At 61.9% G+C, this 16519-nt stretch carries 21 protein-coding genes and 1 tRNA gene; 3 read left to right on the top strand and 19 right to left on the bottom strand.

The window, feature by feature from the left end:
* Positions 1–444, top strand: a complete 444-nt coding sequence (locus KBY83_RS07985; RefSeq protein ID WP_255019050.1) for an EamA family transporter — start codon at positions 1–3, stop codon at positions 442–444.
* Positions 445–569: 125 nt separating this feature from the next.
* On the opposite strand, the gene KBY83_RS07980 is transcribed toward KBY83_RS07985, so the two are convergent.
* From KBY83_RS07980 to KBY83_RS07920, 13 genes are all read right to left on the bottom strand, one after another.
* Positions 570–881: a hypothetical protein gene (locus KBY83_RS07980; protein WP_255019049.1), complete on the bottom strand. Its 312-nt coding sequence runs from the start codon at positions 879–881 to the stop codon at positions 570–572.
* Between the two features lie 509 nt (positions 882–1390).
* Entirely contained in the window at positions 1391–2071 is a 681-nt protein-coding gene (locus KBY83_RS07975) for a Coq4 family protein (RefSeq protein ID WP_255019048.1), read from the bottom strand.
* 274 nt (positions 2072–2345) lie between these two features.
* Positions 2346–2603, bottom strand: a complete 258-nt coding sequence (locus KBY83_RS07970; protein WP_255019047.1) for a hypothetical protein — start codon at positions 2601–2603, stop codon at positions 2346–2348.
* A gap of 33 nt (positions 2604–2636) precedes the next feature.
* Positions 2637–3680, bottom strand: a complete 1044-nt coding sequence (locus tag KBY83_RS07965) for a cell wall metabolism sensor histidine kinase WalK (RefSeq protein ID WP_255019046.1) — start codon at positions 3678–3680, stop codon at positions 2637–2639.
* Between the two features lie 103 nt (positions 3681–3783).
* On the bottom strand, positions 3784–4476 hold the full coding sequence (locus KBY83_RS07960; protein WP_255019073.1) for a response regulator transcription factor: 693 nt from the start codon (positions 4474–4476) through the stop codon (positions 3784–3786).
* Between the two features lie 43 nt (positions 4477–4519).
* The gene (locus tag KBY83_RS07955) at positions 4520–5215 is read right to left on the bottom strand and encodes a winged helix-turn-helix domain-containing protein (RefSeq protein WP_255019045.1); all 696 of its coding nucleotides are present in this window, start codon (positions 5213–5215) and stop codon (positions 4520–4522) included.
* A complete protein-coding gene (locus KBY83_RS07950) occupies positions 5212–5859 on the bottom strand; it encodes a Crp/Fnr family transcriptional regulator (protein ID WP_255019044.1) in 648 nt (215 codons plus the stop codon). The genes KBY83_RS07955 and KBY83_RS07950 overlap by 4 nt, the downstream gene beginning before the upstream one ends.
* A 77-nt stretch (positions 5860–5936) precedes the next feature.
* A complete protein-coding gene (locus KBY83_RS07945) occupies positions 5937–6710 on the bottom strand; it encodes a hypothetical protein (RefSeq protein WP_255019043.1) in 774 nt (257 codons plus the stop codon).
* Positions 6670–7032: a biopolymer transporter ExbD gene (locus KBY83_RS07940; protein ID WP_255019042.1), complete on the bottom strand. Its 363-nt coding sequence runs from the start codon at positions 7030–7032 to the stop codon at positions 6670–6672. The genes KBY83_RS07945 and KBY83_RS07940 overlap by 41 nt, the downstream gene beginning before the upstream one ends.
* On the bottom strand, positions 7029–7415 hold the full coding sequence (locus tag KBY83_RS07935; RefSeq protein WP_255019041.1) for a hypothetical protein: 387 nt from the start codon (positions 7413–7415) through the stop codon (positions 7029–7031). Before KBY83_RS07935 ends, KBY83_RS07940 begins: the two co-directional genes overlap by 4 nt.
* Positions 7415–7897 carry a MotA/TolQ/ExbB proton channel family protein gene (locus KBY83_RS07930; RefSeq protein WP_255019040.1) on the bottom strand — a complete coding sequence of 161 codons (483 nt, stop codon included), beginning with the start codon at positions 7895–7897 and terminating at the stop codon, positions 7415–7417. Before KBY83_RS07930 ends, KBY83_RS07935 begins: the two co-directional genes overlap by 1 nt.
* A 122-nt stretch (positions 7898–8019) precedes the next feature.
* Positions 8020–9660, bottom strand: coding sequence for a peptide chain release factor 3 (locus KBY83_RS07925; RefSeq protein WP_255019039.1), 1641 nt, complete (start codon positions 9658–9660; stop codon positions 8020–8022).
* Between the two features lie 21 nt (positions 9661–9681).
* A complete protein-coding gene (locus tag KBY83_RS07920) occupies positions 9682–10359 on the bottom strand; it encodes a trans-aconitate 2-methyltransferase (RefSeq protein WP_255019038.1) in 678 nt (225 codons plus the stop codon).
* A 234-nt stretch (positions 10360–10593) separates the two neighbouring features.
* Here KBY83_RS07920 and nrdJ point away from each other — a divergent pair, with 234 nt between their 5' ends.
* Both nrdJ and KBY83_RS07910 read left to right on the top strand, forming a co-directional pair.
* The gene (gene nrdJ, locus KBY83_RS07915) at positions 10594–12876 is read left to right on the top strand and encodes a ribonucleoside-triphosphate reductase, adenosylcobalamin-dependent (protein WP_255019072.1); all 2283 of its coding nucleotides are present in this window, start codon (positions 10594–10596) and stop codon (positions 12874–12876) included.
* Positions 12877–12922: 46 nt separating this feature from the next.
* Positions 12923–13007: transfer RNA gene (locus tag KBY83_RS07910), tRNA-Ser, on the top strand.
* 56 nt (positions 13008–13063) lie between these two features.
* Here KBY83_RS07910 and KBY83_RS07905 read toward each other — a convergent pair.
* From KBY83_RS07905 to KBY83_RS07880, 6 genes are all read right to left on the bottom strand, one after another.
* Entirely contained in the window at positions 13064–13357 is a 294-nt protein-coding gene (locus KBY83_RS07905) for a hypothetical protein (RefSeq protein ID WP_106633007.1), read from the bottom strand.
* 369 nt (positions 13358–13726) lie between these two features.
* Positions 13727–14629: a polyphosphate kinase 2 gene (gene ppk2, locus KBY83_RS07900; RefSeq protein WP_255019037.1), complete on the bottom strand. Its 903-nt coding sequence runs from the start codon at positions 14627–14629 to the stop codon at positions 13727–13729.
* Positions 14630–14647: 18 nt separating this feature from the next.
* On the bottom strand, positions 14648–15013 hold the full coding sequence (locus KBY83_RS07895) for a hypothetical protein (protein ID WP_255019036.1): 366 nt from the start codon (positions 15011–15013) through the stop codon (positions 14648–14650).
* Positions 15010–15258: a hypothetical protein gene (locus KBY83_RS07890; protein WP_106633003.1), complete on the bottom strand. Its 249-nt coding sequence runs from the start codon at positions 15256–15258 to the stop codon at positions 15010–15012. Before KBY83_RS07890 ends, KBY83_RS07895 begins: the two co-directional genes overlap by 4 nt.
* Positions 15259–15324: 66 nt before the next feature.
* Positions 15325–15921, bottom strand: coding sequence for a DUF4335 domain-containing protein (locus KBY83_RS07885; protein WP_255019035.1), 597 nt, complete (start codon positions 15919–15921; stop codon positions 15325–15327).
* 19 nt (positions 15922–15940) lie between these two features.
* Complete coding sequence (locus KBY83_RS07880; protein ID WP_255019034.1) at positions 15941–16483, bottom strand: DUF3038 domain-containing protein; 543 nt, start codon at positions 16481–16483, stop codon at positions 15941–15943.
* Between the last annotated feature and the right edge of the window lie 36 nt (positions 16484–16519).

Here is a 16519-nt window from a genome sequence, read left to right as displayed (position 1 = left end):
ATGAGCCCGTTTCCAGCCCTACCCCTTTGGTTTACATGGGCTTTTTTATCAGCAATTTTTGCTAGTGCTTCTGCCGTACTCGGCAAAGTAGGACTTGAAAACATTGAGGCCGACCTAGCCACCCTTATCCGCACAGTGGTCGTTTCAATATTCTTGCCATTGCTAATCATTGCAACCGGCAAATGGAGCAATCCATTTGAACTATCACAACAGACTTGGGTATTCATAACCCTTTCCGGCATTGCCAGCGGACTGTCTTCGTTCTGCTTTTTTAGGGCATTGAAACAGGGAGATGCATCATTAGTGGTGCCCATTGACCGCCTCAGCTTGTTGTTAGTAGCTCTTATCGGATTCACCTTTCTTGGCGAACGCCCTTCAGCTACTAGCTGGACAGGACTTCTGCTCATCGCCGGAGGAGGATTACTGTTATCGCTAGCCGAATAGATTCCAAAATAGATGATATTACTAACCGTAGCCCATCTTGCGAGCCACCAAACTGCAAAAATTTAATTCATCATTTCCTGATGCCAAAATACGCTGGCAACAGCAAAACCCAAGAGAGTGCCGAGCTACTCTTCAGAGCTTCCCTCAACTTTTCCAAAAACGTTACCCCATACATCGCCCTTAATGTCACCCCAAACGCTTCCCTCTACATTGCCATTAACATTACCTAAAACATGGCGGCCAACATTTGCACCAACATCGCGTCCGACATATCCTTCTACACTTCCTTCAACGTCTCCATGTATATCACCACGAACACTGCCCTGAATGCTACCGGCAACGTCCCCCCAGACATTTGCATTGACTTGGAGAATACGAAGCTTGCCGTCTACAAGCCCAAAAGTGACAAGCTTATTAATTTCCTCGATTTCAGACATTCTCTTAGACACTAAGTGAGTAGTGCAGCATAGACCATGGAGAGGATTGCCAAAACATTATTCACCGTGGCTACGATCCCACTGCAGCGTCAAAGTAGGTTGCTCCACGCAAGCTATTACCAGCGGATGACCAACCAGTTCAGAAGAAACGCAGGCTGATATCAAGCTCCGCAGTAGGGGATAGCGCTCCACCATCGCTGCGTATTCAGGTGAGTTGCGATAGGAGTGCTCAAGAAGCCGGTAGTCCTGATCTGGCTGCATCGCACCAGCTGGAGCGCCGTACAGAATCGACGAAGGCTCTGCTTTATCCAGGTCCGCTTCAGGCTCGATGGGCCTCAGACCCAATTTTTCGGTTGACATGGAGTTAATAAGTGGGAGCGCTCGGGGTTGCTTCATAGCGCTCCTTTACAAAACTGGCGCAGCGCAAAGGCAAATGAGCCTGATGTCAGGGGGATCAAACAGAAGCAGCTGACTCAGTGATTCCGCTGGTGGGGCCATAAGCCTCATTTCTAGGCAGGCAATCCATAGGCCGCGCCATCAGCCGGATCATTTATTCCCAGCTCCAGGCGCCAATCGCTAATGGACCGCTCCCAGCCCTCCTCCCACCGGGCCGCCATCAAGCAGTGGGCCTGATGGCCGATCGCCATGCCGTGAGCCACCGCCTGGGCTAAGTCCTCATAGCGCTGCAGCTGAAGGCGGAAGCTGGCTAGTTGGCCGGCGGTGGTGAGCAGCACATAGGCGGGAAAGCCGATTTGAGCGGCGGTGATCGCCAGCACGCCGCTTTCGCCTGCTGCTGAGGTGCCAAAGCCAGCCACCACATGGTGGATGTCGTGGGTGGTGGCTACCCGTTGGGTGAGCCATTGGGCCTCGCTATCAATCGGGCGCGGCCGGAAAAATTCCGGGTCGTAGTTGAGCCTACGGATCAGCTCGGCGTAGCTGCGGCCCAAGCTCCCCACTGGAAGCTGGATCAGCCGCTCGATGTCGGGCTGCAGCGGCGGATAGCGCTGCTCGAGCATTTCTGCTCCACCAGCCACCGCCTTAAAGCGCCTTATCGAATCGACCATCTGGGGGCTGTCGATCATATTGTCGAGCAGATCGGCTATCGAGTTCAGATCGCCGCCACTGCGACCTATCGCGGCAAGCAGTTTGAGGTTGTTGGCCGCCCGCAGCAGCTCACCAAACCGCGACATAAACCAATCTCAACTGCCTCCAGTATGACTGATACTTTCCACCTTCACGAGCCAGTGGAGGAGCAGTGGACAAAAGGCTCAAGGATTCATACGAACACGAACCGATCGATTATATTCAACATTCGAGATCAGTCCATCTGGTGAGACGATAATCTCCATTTCCAGAGTGGCCGCTTTGCGCTAAGTCGTCCGGCCAGGAGGAACGCCAAGAAGCTGGTAACGATATCCCCTAGAGATGGCCTTGTGGTGGCCTTCGCCATGATCCCTGAGGCGCTCAGGCTCGCTCCCACTCAATCTTCACCACATCTAACGGACCGCGGCCGCCGCGATTCAGCTCAGTGGCGGCTCGCAGGGCAGCTTCGTGGGTATGAAAAAGGAAGGCATCAGAAGTGCTATCAACATCGACGAGTCGCTGATCCTCGCCGGCAATGGCCAGAAATGTGCCATCGCTAAGACGTTTCAGGGCATATCGCTCAGCCTGGGTGCAGTCCATCGGATGGGATGGATCAATCTCGGGAGCCCAAAAATGCATGGCCTCAAGCGCTTGTCCTAATACCTGATCAAGCTAGCCAGGGCTGACGCTGTCGACTACGCCCGGCAGGATCATCTCAAGCACGGCGCCGCCTTCAGCCTGGTTGCTGGCCTGGATCCGTCCGCCGTGGGTAACGGCGATCTGCTGCACGATCGATAAGCCCAGGCCACTGCCGATCCGTTTACTTCGGGCCCGAGATGGATCACCTCGGTAAAAACGTTCAAACATATGGGCTAGGTCTTCTTCGCTAAGCCCGGGTCCCTGATCAGCCACGCTCAGCTGGCACCACTCACCGCGGCGATCAAGGCTTACCCTCACCACCCCACCATCGGGGCTATAGCGCAGGGCGTTATCAAAAAGGTTGAGCAGGGCACGGTGCAGGCGGGAATTGTCGCCGCTCAGCCGCAACTGTGCTGGTGCAAAAAGCTCAAGAGCTATCTGGCGTTGATCTGCCAGCGGCCGCACGCTGGTCCATACCTGCTCCACCAGCTGGGGCAAATCCACCACCATGGCCCGTGAGGCCGTCCCGGGCAGGGTATTTTCGAGGCGGGAAAGCTCAAGTAGGTCGCCCACCAGCTCCTGCAGCCGCAGCAATTCCCTCTGCAACCGCTCCACCAGTCGCGCATTCTGGCTATTTACCTGGGCAGCGAGGCTGTCGCCCACCAGCAGCAGGGCGGTGAGGGGGGTTTTCAATTCATGGGCCACATCACTAACCCAGCGCTCCTGCTGCTCGAGCTGGGCATCAAGGGAGCGGCGGCTCTGCAGTTGCACCACCAACCAGCCATCTCGTCCCGGCACCACCATGGCGTCTAGGTCATGGCCGCCGGAGTGCAATTCCAGCCGCTGGGGCCGATCCTGGCGGCGGGCAATGCGGATGCTGCTGGCTAGGTCTGGATCTGGGCAGACATCACCGAAGGGCTGGCTGAGCAATAGGCGGCCGGCATCAAGCTGCAAGATCCGCTCCGCCCTTGGGTTGATATGGCCGATCAGGCCCTGGCGATCCAGCAGGATCCAGCCAATGGCGGCGGAATCCATCCAGCTCAGCAGCTGCCGGGCTGGGGGCAGGGGGCGGTTCATGCCAGCTCTACGCCGCCAGGAGGCCACTCCAAGGCTGATAAGTGGGCTGGCAAGCAGGCCTAGCCCTATCCCCAGGCTCAACGCGAGCAGCAGCTCAAGGGCTCTAGCCAAAGCGATAACCAAAACCCCGCACCGTAATCAAATGCACCGGGGCTGATGGACTCTCCTCCAACTTCTCCCGCAACCAGCGGATGTGCACATCAACGGTTTTGCTGTCGCCAATGTAGTCGATACCCCAAAGCTGCTCCAGCAGCTGATCGCGGCTCCAGACCCGCCGAGGATTTTGCATAAACAGCTCCAGTAATCGATATTCCTTCGGCGATAGGTTTACCTCCACTCCGTCCCGCGTCACCCGGCATTCGTCCTGGTAGATGCAGAGGTTGGCGTGCTCCAGCACCTTGGCCCGGCTGGTCTGGCTAGATGAGCGCCGCAGCAGGGCCCGGCACCTGGCCACCAGCTCCCGCATGCCAAAGGGTTTGACCAGGTAGTCGTCGGCACCCACCTCCAGCCCCAGCACCCGGTCGGTTTCGGTGTCACGGGCACTCACCACCAGGATCGGCGTTTGGTTGCTGTGTTGTCGTAGCTGCCGGCAAACATCCAGCCCACCCATTCCCGGCAGCATCAAATCCAGCACCACCAGGGAAAATTGTTGGCCATCGGGCGCCCGCTGCAGCATTTGCAGGGCGTCGCGGCCATTGCCACAGGCCTGGACGCTGAACCCCTCCAGCTCTAGGGCTTCGCGAATCGTTTCGCGAATCGTTTCGTCGTCTTCGACTACGAGCAAGGAAGGCTGCATGTCGCCATTCTCGCCGGCCAGCTCAACCCCCCAGAACGTTGCTTTAACCACAGCGGTAACCCTGGCCGCGAACCGTGGTGATCAAGCTCGGTTGGGCGGGATTCTCTTCCAACTTGAGGCGCAGCCAGCGGATATGCACATCCACGGTCTTGGGATCGAGCTCCACGGCTTCGCTTTCTCCCCACACCCGAGCCAGCAGCTCATCGCGACTCCAGATCCGGCGGGGATGCTTCAAAAAGAAGTGAAGTAGTCGAAATTCCCGTGGCGACAGGCTCACCTCGGCACCATCGCGGCACACCCGGTGTTCCTCCACAAGCATGGAAACCCGGCCGCAGCGCAAGGAAAGCGAGCTTTCCGCGCCGAGTTGGTGGCGGCGCACCAGGGCACGGCAGCGGGCCAGGCATTCCGCCAGTCCAAAGGGACTGGGTAGGACGTCATCGGCGCCGTCTTCGAGGCCCCGTACCCGGTCGGTCTCGGAGACTCCAGGGCATAGCAGCAGCACCGGAATCGGCGTGCGGGCCGAGCGCACCTGGCGGCACAGCTGCCGGGCTGTTTCGCCCAGGCTGCCATCCAGCACAAGCAAATCCCAGTTGAAACTTGGCCCCAACTTGGAGTTCGCCTGCTCTGCATCAGTGCAAACGGTTACTTCGTAGCCCTCATCGCCAAGCTTTTGATGCAGGCAGGTGGCTGCGGTGCAGTCGGAGTAAACGAGCAACAGCCGTATGGACGGCTGATTCATCGATGCTGGTTGCGCTGCTGGGGGAGATGGCTCACCACCAGCCGTCGCTGGCTATCGATGTGGAGCCAGCCCTCATCGCGCAGGGAGCCGAGAATCCGGGTCACCGTGACCCGGGTGGTGCTGAGGGTGCTGGCCAACTCCTGGTGGGTGAGCTTCACCTGAAGGCGCAGGCCCTGCTCACAGGGCTGGCCGTAGTCGTTGGCGAGCAACTCAAGGAACCCGCGCACCCGATCTTCGATGCGGCGCAGGCCGAGCAGGGCAAGCAGGGCCTCACTTTGGCGGTAGCGAGAGGCCATGCCCTGAAGCAGGCCCATAGCCAAATTGGGCGAGCGCTGAATTTCTTCGCAGCTGACGCAGAGCAGGTCGCTATCTACCAAGGTGTTGGCCGCATAGGCCTCAACATTGGTGAGGGGATCGCCGAAGGGCTCGTTAGGGCCGGCTAACCCAAGCAGCAACTCATCACCATGGATCGAAATCGCCGTGAGTTTCACCATGCCCCGCACAACCAGCCAAACGCTGCGCTTAAGCAGGGGCACCTGGCTTCCCGCCGCAAGGTGCACCAAACTGCGCTTCTCATAGCTGGTCTCAAGCAGATCGCGGAAGCTATCGCTGCGACCCGGCTGAAGAGAGGGCGTGAACACCATCGAGGAGCAAGCCAGTGGGCTGGGACAACGCTATGGAGCCAGCTGCGCTGCCAAGCAAAGGCTCGGTAGTCCCGGGTTTAAGACCCGGTTAGGGCGGGTGGGGGTGGCGTTGGTGGCCCCAGCAAAGCCCCCCGCAACAGCCAGAGGCTCTCGCCCTGCTGCCAGAAGAGCCAAATCCGATATCCATCTGTTAATGAGCGGCCATGGAGCTCAGCGAGGGCCAGGGGCGCGGCGGCGCTGGGGCTGCTGAGGCGCAGGCTGATGTCTTCGGGCAAGGTGCCCAGGCTCGCTGGTAATTCCTGCTCCTTGCCTCCATCCCATAGGGCTTGAAGGGCACGCTCTTGGCCGGGAAGCAGCCACCACTGGCGCCGCTGCAGGGCCACCAAGGCGGTACCAGCTTCCCTGGGCCGCCCACCCGTGGCCACTTGCCGGGCCAGGCGAAATGCCTCGCTGGGCTGGCGCGGCAGGCCTGCGGAATTGCTTGTAGTTGGCGGCCCGCTAGCCGCGGCAACGGGCTGGCGGCGGCCCTGCTCGCTTTGGGAGTCGCCGGCGAAAGCACCAGCGGGCAGGCTGGAGGGTGGCGGCGGCGGCAGGCCTGCCAGACCTTGCAGCGGAATCGTGGCCAGGGAGCTAGTCGTGCCCAAGCCTGAAGCCGTGCGACTCCAGCGCAGCAGGGTGGCCGTGTCCTCTTCCAGCACGGCCCGGCGAGGGCGGCGGCCATCGCTTCCGGGCTGGGGTAGGGCCATCAGCAGCAGCAACTGGCAAATAAGGGCGGCCAGCAGGGCAGGAGCCCAGCGCCGCACCATCGGCTCAGCCAGCTTTGGGTGTAGGTGCAGGAAGTTGGATTTCAAGGTGCAGTGGCAAGGAATCGAGCTGGCTGAGCAGGCGGCGGACGTCACCCCAGGGGGTGTCGGGATCGGGCACGATCCGCAGGCGATTCGCCCTGCTGCGCAGGGCCGGAGCGGCAAGCAAGCGCCGCAGCTCGGCGGCGGCAATGGGCTGGTTCCAGAGCCTCAGGCCACCGTCGGCAGCGAGGTGCAGGCTGATTACCCCCTGGGCCAACGGGCGCTGCAGCCTCACCTGGGGCAGCAGCAGCAGGCCCAGGGAAAAAGCGCATAGAGCCGTTGCCAGCAGCGCATGGGATGAGGGTTGCAGCAGCCAGGCTTGCTTCACCGCATTCCTCCCGGCCACTCCACCAGCACCGGCAAGCGGGAGTGGTGCTGCAACCAATCGAGAGAGGCGGCCACCTCAGCGCTGGCCAAGCCAGCCGAGGGCTGGAAACGCACAGCCACCACTGCGGGCGGGCGAGCCTGCAGTTGGCGAAGCAGGCCCTCATCCGCTTGGGGGGCACCGTTGAGAATCCAGCGGCCGGATGCGGCGCGGGCCACAACCAACACATCACCGCCGCGAAGGGCGGGCTCGGGGTGCACTCTCAGGTTGGCTTGCTGCACCAGGCTGGGCAGGGCAGCAACTGCCAGCAACACGGTGATGCTGGTTGCCACCAGGGGCACCAAGGCGGTTAAGAGCCCTGGTTGTGCGGCGCTTGGCTGCTGCATCAGGGGTTGGCGCAATGACGCAACTGCCAGCGGCGCAGCCCCTGGTTGAGCAACAGCAACGCCATCGCCACAAAAGTGATCTGCAGACCAAGCAGGGTGGGAAGTAACACGTCGCCGTAGCCGGCCAAGGGAGCGCCGGGCGGCAGCAGCAGCTGGCTTCCTAGTTGCTTCAGCACAGCCATTAAGCCAGCCGTCGTGCCGATCAGGCCCAGCAGCGGAGCCAGCACCACTGCTGCCTGCAGCAAGGGCTCACCCCAAGTCATCTGGTGGTCACAGTCGTCAAGCAACTGAAGGCGCACCTCCGCAGAAGGTGCCTGCGCCAGCGCCGTACGCAGCTGCCGCCACGAGCGGCGACCACGGGCAAACCAGCGCCACCAAAACGCACAGCGATCAAATCCCACGGTGAATACCGCCACCGATAAAATCAGTAGGGGCACAGCTACCGGACCGCAGGCCTTCCACAGAGACAGGAAGGAAGCCATGGCTCTTGCCGAATGGGGTGAGGATATGGAGCGCTCGGGGCCGCCGCCGGTATCGCCCCTGCTTGACATGGGCGCGGCCGCCTGTACGGATTAAAGGGTGATCGACTTAGAGGTTGATCGGCTTAAAGGTTGATCGGCTCCACTCCGCTCACCACCGGCGCCACGGCGCTCAGCTCCAGTTGCGGGTGCTCCTCCGCCAGCTGACCAAGGTTCCAGCTGTTCTTGAACAGCAGCACCGGCCGGTTCCAGGCATCCCGCACCGTCTTGCAATTGAAGATCCGCCCCACCTGCTCCAGCGCTGGCCAGCCGCCGGCCACCCAGCGAGCTACCGCAAAACCGAGCGGTTCAAGCCGCGTCTGCACGCCGTATTCGTGCTCAAGCCGGTATTGCACCACCTCCAGTTGCAGCTGGCCCACCGCCGCCAGGATCGGATCGCGCTTGCTTTCATCTGTGTCGTAAAGGATTTGCACCGCCCCCTCCTCGCGCAGCTCATTGACACCCTTGCGGAAGCTTTTGAACGTCGATGGGTTGGGGTTGCGCAACCAGGCAAAGATCTCCGGCGAGAAGCAAGGAATCCCCTCGTATTCCACCTTCTGGCCCAGATAGAGGGTGTCGCCAATGGCGAACATGCCCGGGTTATTGAGGCCGATCACGTCGCCGGGGTAGGCGTCCTCCACCACCTCCCTGTCCTGGCCGAACAGCTTCTGGGGGCGCGATAGGCGAATGGCCTTGCCCGTGCGGGCGTGCTGCACGGTCATGTCCTTCTCAAACTTGCCGCTGCACACCCGCACAAAGGCCACTCGGTCGCGGTGGCGCGGATCCATGTTGGCCTGCAGCTTGAATACAAAGCCGCTGAAACCGGGGCCGATAGGATCGATCTCACCGGCATTGCTGGCGCGGCCCACCGGCTTCTGGGCCAGCTCCAAAAAGGCATCAAGAAACGGCCGCACGCCGAAGTTGGTCATCGCCGAACCAAAGAAAACAGGGGAGAGCTCACCGGCGTGCACCAGCTCAAGGTCGAGGTCGGCACCAGCCCCCTCCAGCAACTCCAGTTCCTCAAGGGCCTGAGCCAGGAGCTCCGGCTCCACGGCCCCCGTATCGCGGGCTTCCTGCACCGTGAGCAGCTTTTCCTCGCTCTGGCGGCCGCGCTCGGCGCGCTGAAACAGGATCACGTCGTGGCTGCGGCGATCGATCACGCCGCGAAAGCGATCGCCGCTGCCGATCGGCCAGTTCACCGGCCAGCAGGCCAGACCCAGCTCTTGCTCGATCTCATCGAGCAGCTCCAGGGGCTCCCGCCCAGGCCGATCCATCTTGTTGATGAAGGTGAAAATCGGGATGCGCCGCATGCGGCACACCTCAAACAATTTGCGCGTCTGGGGCTCCAAGCCCTTGGCCGCGTCTTCCAGCATCACCGCGTTGTCGGCGGCGGCCAGGGTGCGATAGGTGTCTTCTGAAAAGTCCTGGTGGCCAGGGGTATCCAGCAGGTTGATCGTGCTGCCGCTGTAGTCGAACTGCAACACCGTTGAAGTGATAGAGATGCCGCGCTGCTTCTCGAGCTCCATCCAGTCGGAGGTCACCTTGCGCTGCTCCCCTTTGGCCTTCACGGCCCCGGCCTGCTGGATCGCTCCCCCGTAGAGCAGCAATTTCTCGGTGAGGGTGGTCTTGCCCGCGTCTGGGTGGGAGATGATCGCGAAGTTGCGCCGCCGGGCCACGGCCTCGGCCAGGGCCTGCAGTTCTGGAGTGCTGCTTGTGCTGCTGATCATTAGCTCAGCCTGCCAGGCCGCTTAATTGAGCCGGCCCGACACCTCCAGGTAGCGCTCCTGCCGCGGCGCCACCTGGAGCTGGGCGGCGAGCCCGGCCTGCTCCAGCTGCTGCTGTACCTCCTCTGGGGTGAAGGCCGCATGCAGGGAAGCGCGGTAGTCGTGGCGCAACACCTCCGGGGCGCTCGCCATCTCGGCGGCCACCAGGGTCTCAACTGCCTCGCCGTTATCGGGCCGGCGCAGGTCTTGGACATAAACAAAGGCCCCAGGGGCGCCGAGCTGGGCCACCGTCTGCCAAAGCGCCGCCGGATCATGCAGGTGGTGCAACAGGCTGTTGCTCACCACCGCCGAGAAGTGAGCTTCAAGCTCGCCTGCGGCAGCAAGGGGCAACAGCGCCTGCACAAAGCGCAGCCGAGCCGCCAAATCCGGCGACACTCCGGCCAGGCGCTCGCGCGCCACCGCAAGCATCCGTGGCGCCCCGTCGAGCCCTAAAACCTTTGCAGCAGGCCAACGGCCGGCCAGAAGCAAGCTGATGTTGCCCGGGCCGCAACCCAGATCAAGCAGGGCCGTGCCGGGATCATCACCGCAGAGCTGAGCTAGCCGCTCCACCATCGCCGCATCGGAGGCGGCGAAATCGGCCTGGGCATAGGCCAGCACCTGGCCTGCCTCGTCCATCAGCTCCGGCTCCGGAATGCGCTGCATCGAATTCAAGATTTCCAGATCCATTGTGGCGCAGCCTTGCTGGGCGGCGCACTGTCGCTGGTGTCTACCAGGTGTTGCACACCCCACCTGTGGCGTTATGGTTCGGCTCACCTTCGGGCCGTACTGCCTGTGACGCTCTCAGCCACGCCCCCTACAGCCGCCAGTCAGAACGCCGAAACTGCGGCGGCTGAAAAGGCTTTTGCCGCCGCCAGCGGCAGACCGGCGGGCGAGGCTCTGGACTTTCCAGCTTCCGCTCCTGCTGCCAACCCGGTGTTTTACCGGACCTACAGCCGCAAGACCGAGACCGGCAGGGAAAGCTGGCACCAGGTGGCTGAGCGCAACCTCGGCGGTCTGAGCAAGCTGGGCAACCTCAGCGAGGCGGAGGTTGAGCTGATGCGCCGCATGCAGCAGCAGCAGAAGGCTCTGCCTTCCGGACGCTGGCTGTGGATCGGCGGCACCCAATGGATCGAACAACAGCAAAATTTCTCTGGCGCCTACAACTGCACCTCCACCAACCTGGTGGACTGGGAAGCCTTCGGTCTGATGATGGACCTGGCGATGATGGGCTGCGGCACCGGCGCCATCATCGAGCCGCACCTGATTGGGCGCCTGCCGGCGGTGCGCAACCGGCTCAGCATCGCCGCCGTGACCGATATCGGTGCCACTCCGGCTGGCCAACGCCAGGAGCACACCAGCCACGGCATCGAGGCCAACCGGGTTGCAATCAAGGTGGGTGACACGCGCCGCGGCTGGGTGGACAGCTATCAGCTGCTGCTCAATCTCTGTAGCGACGAGCGCTTTGACCCCACCAGCCCCATCGAAATCAGCGTCGATCTCTCCGACGTGCGGCCCGTGGGCGAAACCCTCAAGGGCTTCGGTGGCATGGCCAATCCGGTGAAACTCAAGGACCTCTACGGCCGCGTAGCCCAGATCCTCAATAAGGCCCAAGGCCGCCAGCTCACCTCGGTTGAGTGCTGCCTGCTGATCGATGAGGCTGCCGTCACGATCGTTGCCGGCAACATCCGCCGCAGCGCCGGCATGCGCCAGTTCTGCGCCGACGACAACTCCGCCGCCGGAGCTAAGGAGAACCTCTGGCAGCAGGACAGCGAGGGCAACTGGAGCATCGATCCGGAAAGGGATTCACTGCGCATGGCCAACCACACCCGGGTCTTCCACAACCGGCCCGACCGGGCCACGGTGCTGGAGGCTGTTGTTAAGCAGTTCCAGAGCGGTGAGGGCGCGATCCAGTTCGCTCCCGAAGCCATCGCCCGCTCCAACGCCGACCTGCTCAGCACCCCAGAGCTGCGCACAGAGTTCATCGGCATCTACTGCGACCAAGGCCGCGAGCAAGCCGGCCGCTGGCTCACCACCCACCACCCCGAGATCAGCGCCGCCGAACTGGAGCATCGCCTGGGCCGCTACGGCCTCAACCCCTGCGGCGAGATCCTCGGCGCCGACTTCCACTGCAATCTGGCTGAAATCCACCTCAACCAGATCGACCCCGCCGATCTGGTGTCCCAGGAGGAGGCCTTCCGTGCCGCCGGCCTGGCCGTGGCCTGCCTGCTAAATCATCGCTTCGAGGTGGAGCGCTACCGCCAGAGCCGCGCCTGGGATCCGATCGTGGGCGTGAGCTTCACCGGCCTATTCGACTTCTTTGTACACGCCTTTGGCACGCCCTGGCTCACCTGGTGGGAAGCGGGGCGGCCCAACACGGCCGAAGGCCTGGCCTTCAAGGCAAAGGAGGCCGAATTCCTCAGCCGCTGGAAACAGATCGTCAACCAGTCGGTGTGGGACTACTGCGATCGCCACGGCCTGCGTCGCCCCAATCGCTGCACCACCGTGCAGCCCGCCGGCACCAAGAGCCTGCTCACCGGCGCCTCACCAGGCTGGCACCCCCCCAAGGCCCAGCGCTTCATCCGTCGCATCACCTTCCGCAAGAACGATCCGGTGGCGCTCGCCTGCATGGACTACGGCTACACAATCGTGCCCTCGCAAAGCGATAAGGACGAACAGGGCCGCCTGCTGGATGATCCGTTTGATCCCCGCTGCACTGAGTGGCTGGTGGAAATCCCCACCGAAGTGAGCTGGGCAAATATCCCCGGTGCCGATGCGGTGGAGATCAACAACTTCTCAGCTCTGGCCCAATTCGACTTTTACATGCAGGTGCAGAAGCACTACACAGCCCACAACACCTCAGCCACGGTGGAGTTCCGCGAAAACGAAATAGAACCACTGGCAGATGCCATTTATCAGGCAATCGATCAAGGCGAGGGCTACATATCCGCAGCCCTGCTGGCCCGCTTTGATGCAAATGCTACTTTCCCGCGGCTGCCATTTGAACCAATCGACCACGCTACCTACCTGCGACTCAACGCTGAGGTGGCCGCCCGGCGCAGCACCACCTGCTTCTTTGAAGCTCTTCAGCGCTACGACCGCGGTGAGCTGGTGGAGGCAGGTCCAGCTGGCTGCGATTCAGACAAGTGCCTACTGCCTTTGGCTAAACCGGGCAACAACTGACCAATTAAGATAAAATTTCGGTGTGGCACTGCCGCACCGACCCTCTGGAGAGGTGGTCGAGTGGTTGATGGCTCTGGTCTTGAAAACCAGCGAAGTGAAAGCTTCCGCGGGTTCGAATCCCGCCCTCTCCGTTCCAATGACATCAGCAGTTCCCAGCCCCGCAAGTGCTTGCAGGGCTGGTCTGGCATCAGTCATGAAGGTGGCTGAAGGGGCGCATTGCTACGGCGGGCTCCGCGCAGGCGCGGTTGAGCTCCCTTTCGAGATTGATTATGCGCTTCTCCCTTAGGCAGTATTTGCAGCCGCCGGTGGTTTGAAGGTGCTTCTCGGGGGTGATCGAAATCTCTTTGACCGGATGCCTATTGCAGCGAATCTTGATAGGGGACTTGTAGCTCCTGTAGAGGATGGCTGCGTAGTCGTATTGATCGCCAAAACGGGATCGGGCCCTTGCCAAAAACAGTTCACGACTGATTGGGTTGCCCATTTCCAGGCCAGATCGGATCAGTGAAGTTGCGGCATATTACGGGGGCTGCCGCCCCAGGCCAATGCGACGGCCCAGACCGTCACGTTGCGTGATGCGGTTCAAAAGATATGGGTTTGGCTCACTTGATCCCATCTTTTCTAGGCTGCTCCTGAGCGCCACGAAGGGAGTGGTGATCAGGCAGGGAGCAATCCCTGCTTTTTTATGGCCTACAAATTCCTGTGGTGCGAATCTGGGGGCTACCAACCCAGCCTGGCTGTTCATGGCCCCAGAGAGTCCCCAGCGTCCCCCCTGGCTGAATTGGTTGTTTCTATTGGCGTTCCTGTGGAGCTCCTACCAGCTGGCTGGCCTCTGGTTTGCGCGCCTACACGGTTAGGGGTACTGGTTGGGCACGAAGAACTGCTCGTTACGTGGCGGACGAGCCGTGCCCTCGGGTGGCTTGCGGGGCGGCAGCTTGATCGCTGGAGGTGTCATGTCTTCGTAGGGGATCTTGCTGAGCAGGTGGTGAATGCAATTGAGGCGGGCGCGGCGTTTGTCGTCTGCCTCCACGGTGAACCAGGGCGCTTCGGGGATGTTGGTGTGAGCGAACATATGATCTTTAGCGGCTGAAAAGCTTTCCCACTTGTTGCGGGCCTCCAAGTCCATCGGACTGAGCTTCCAGCGGCGGGTGGGATCTTCGATACGGGACTGGAAGCGGCTTTCCTGCTCCACATCGCTCACTGAAAACCAATACTTGAGCAGCACGATTCCAGAGCGCACCACCATCCGCTCAAATTCCGGGCAGCTCTGCAGAAACTCCTCCGTTTGGGCTGGTGTGCAGAAGCCCATTACCGATTCCACCCCAGCTCGGTTGTACCAGCTGCGATCAAATACGACGATCTCCCCAGCTGAAGGGAAGTGTTCTACGTAGCGCTGGAAGTACCACTGGGTTTTCTGTTGATCAGAGGGGGTGCCCAAGGCCACCACCCGGCAGCCGCGGGGGTTTAGCGGTTCGGTGATTCGTTTGATCGTGCCGCCCTTACCGGCCGCATCCCTGCCCTCGAACAGCACGATCAGCCGAAAGCCAGAGGCCTTCAGCCAGTACTGCATTTTTACCAGCTCCACCTGCAGCCGGGTGAGCTCTTTCTCGTAAACCTTGCGATCTAGCCGGCCCCCATTGCTGGCCAGATCTTCCAGCAAAGGTGACGGGTAGTAGCGATCGCTGAGGGGCCCAAAATGGGGTGGCTGGGGCTTGCTCGAGTTGGTGTCTTTATCGCTTTTCTTGTGTTTTCCCATTGCTGAGAGTCTCCAGAACTAGTTGCGGCGGCTGGGCTGGGGCCATAGAGCTCGCACAAGACGGATGATCCCAGCAACCACCAAGCCCAGGGCCGCAATGGCAGCGAGCACCAGCAGCACCACCGCCAGCAATTGCACCAGTCCCCAAAGCGCCTGCTTCACCCCGCCGATCAGATTGGCTAGGGCGGTGCTCAGCACCAAAAAGGTGTCGAAGCGCTCCGGTAACTGCAGCAAGGCCAGCATCAGCCCGGTGCCGGCAGCGCCCAGCAGCAGGGCGATAGCGGCCTGACGCCAGCGGGCCGGGCGGTGGCGGCGGCGAAATACCCGGCGTGTCGACGCGCCTGTGGTGGGCAATTGCAGGGCGCGGCTACGGGGGGAGGTCATACCTCGAGGACGTAACCGGCACCGCGCATCCAGCGCTCGAATTCCATCAGCACCAACTCGTTGGGGCAGTCGATCAAGGAGAGATCTGCCACGGTGCAATCCCCCTGGCCGCCGTGATGCAGGGAGATGCGGAAGTCGTCGCCGCTGAGCCCGCAAACCTCCGGATCACTGCGCACGACCACATCGAGGGAGGCCCCAAGTCGAGCCACCCGAATCCGCAATTCCGACCAGGTCAGCGCCGCCATGGACCCAATTCAAACTCTCTCATCGATACCCAAGTGTGACCAGCTAGCCGGCTACGTCAATAGCGGCTACTTAGCTTGGGCGGCAGCTGGACGCTGCGTTGGCTCGAGCCCGGGCTTGGGTTCTGGTATTAGCAGCCCTAGCCCGGAGGCCACGGCCACAGCTAGGAGCCCTGCCAGCGGCGCTGCAAGGCGCTGGGCAAGGGAGCGGCGTTCCAGCAGCTCGCGGCCCTTCAGGGGCATGGGCTCAGGCAGCTCCAGGGGCAACTGCAGCCGCGAATCGAGGCGCAATTGATCCAGCACCCGCACCAGATCGGCCAGCTCGGCATCATCGAGATTGAGCTGTAAAGGGGGCGTGTCCGGCTGGCTACTGCGCAGCAGCAGGCCATGGCCGCCCTCTGGCCCCGGACCTATCTCCACCGGCTCGGGCTCGGCGCCAAAGCGACGCGGCACACCACTGATCAAGTAGCGGGCATAGGGCAGCACCACCTGCATCAGGGCTAGCAGGTGCTCCTTGCGGCCCTCAAGCTCGGGGCGCCCGGCCCAGGCCAAGCTCCAGCCCGTGATGATGCCGAGGTTCTGGCCGCTCTGGCCGACCGACACGTCCGGCAGACCCTCCACCTTGAGGCGGCAGCTGAGTTGGTCAAACTGCAGTACTTGCTTCATTGCAGGCTCAGGGGCTGGATCATGGCTGGGCATCCAGCAGGCTGGCGCGCAGCCGCTCAAAACCGCCAACCCCGGAGCCCAGGGCCAGGGCCTGGATCAGCAGCCGCGACTCGCGGGCACCTGACTCGGGATCGAGCAACAGTTGCACGCCACCACGACGGAGGTTCATGCGCTGGCGTACCAGATCGGCCAAACGGCTGCGGAATAGGTTCCAACGCTGGCTGAGCACTTCAGGCGGCTCGGCGCTGGAGAGCAGGCCGCGCAGCAGGGGGTAGAGGCGGTCTGCCAAGGCGCAAAGAATGCGGATCAGGGCGTCGGTTTCAGCTGGCTCCAGACCTTCGCGGCGAGTGGTGCGGCGCAGGGGGTTGGTGCAGCGGCGTTTCCACAGTTCCACCCGGTTTGGGAAGAGGGTGGTGAAGCCCATCTGCTCGCTCATCCACACCATTGCCTCACCGCCGTTGAGGTCGAGGGCCTCGGCGCTGAGCAACAGCAGGTCGAGGCGTTCGAGGCCGCGGCGGGGAAGCCGGGCGGTCGATTCAGGAGCGATTGAATGCAGGGGCATGGCTGCGATGATGCCAGCAAGTGCACCCAACCGTCA

The organism is Cyanobium sp. WKJ7-Wakatipu, from assembly GCF_024345355.1.
In the GTDB taxonomy this organism is placed as follows: domain Bacteria; phylum Cyanobacteriota; class Cyanobacteriia; order PCC-6307; family Cyanobiaceae; genus Cyanobium_A; species Cyanobium_A usitatum.
This window is presented reverse-complemented; position numbering and strand designations above follow the sequence as displayed.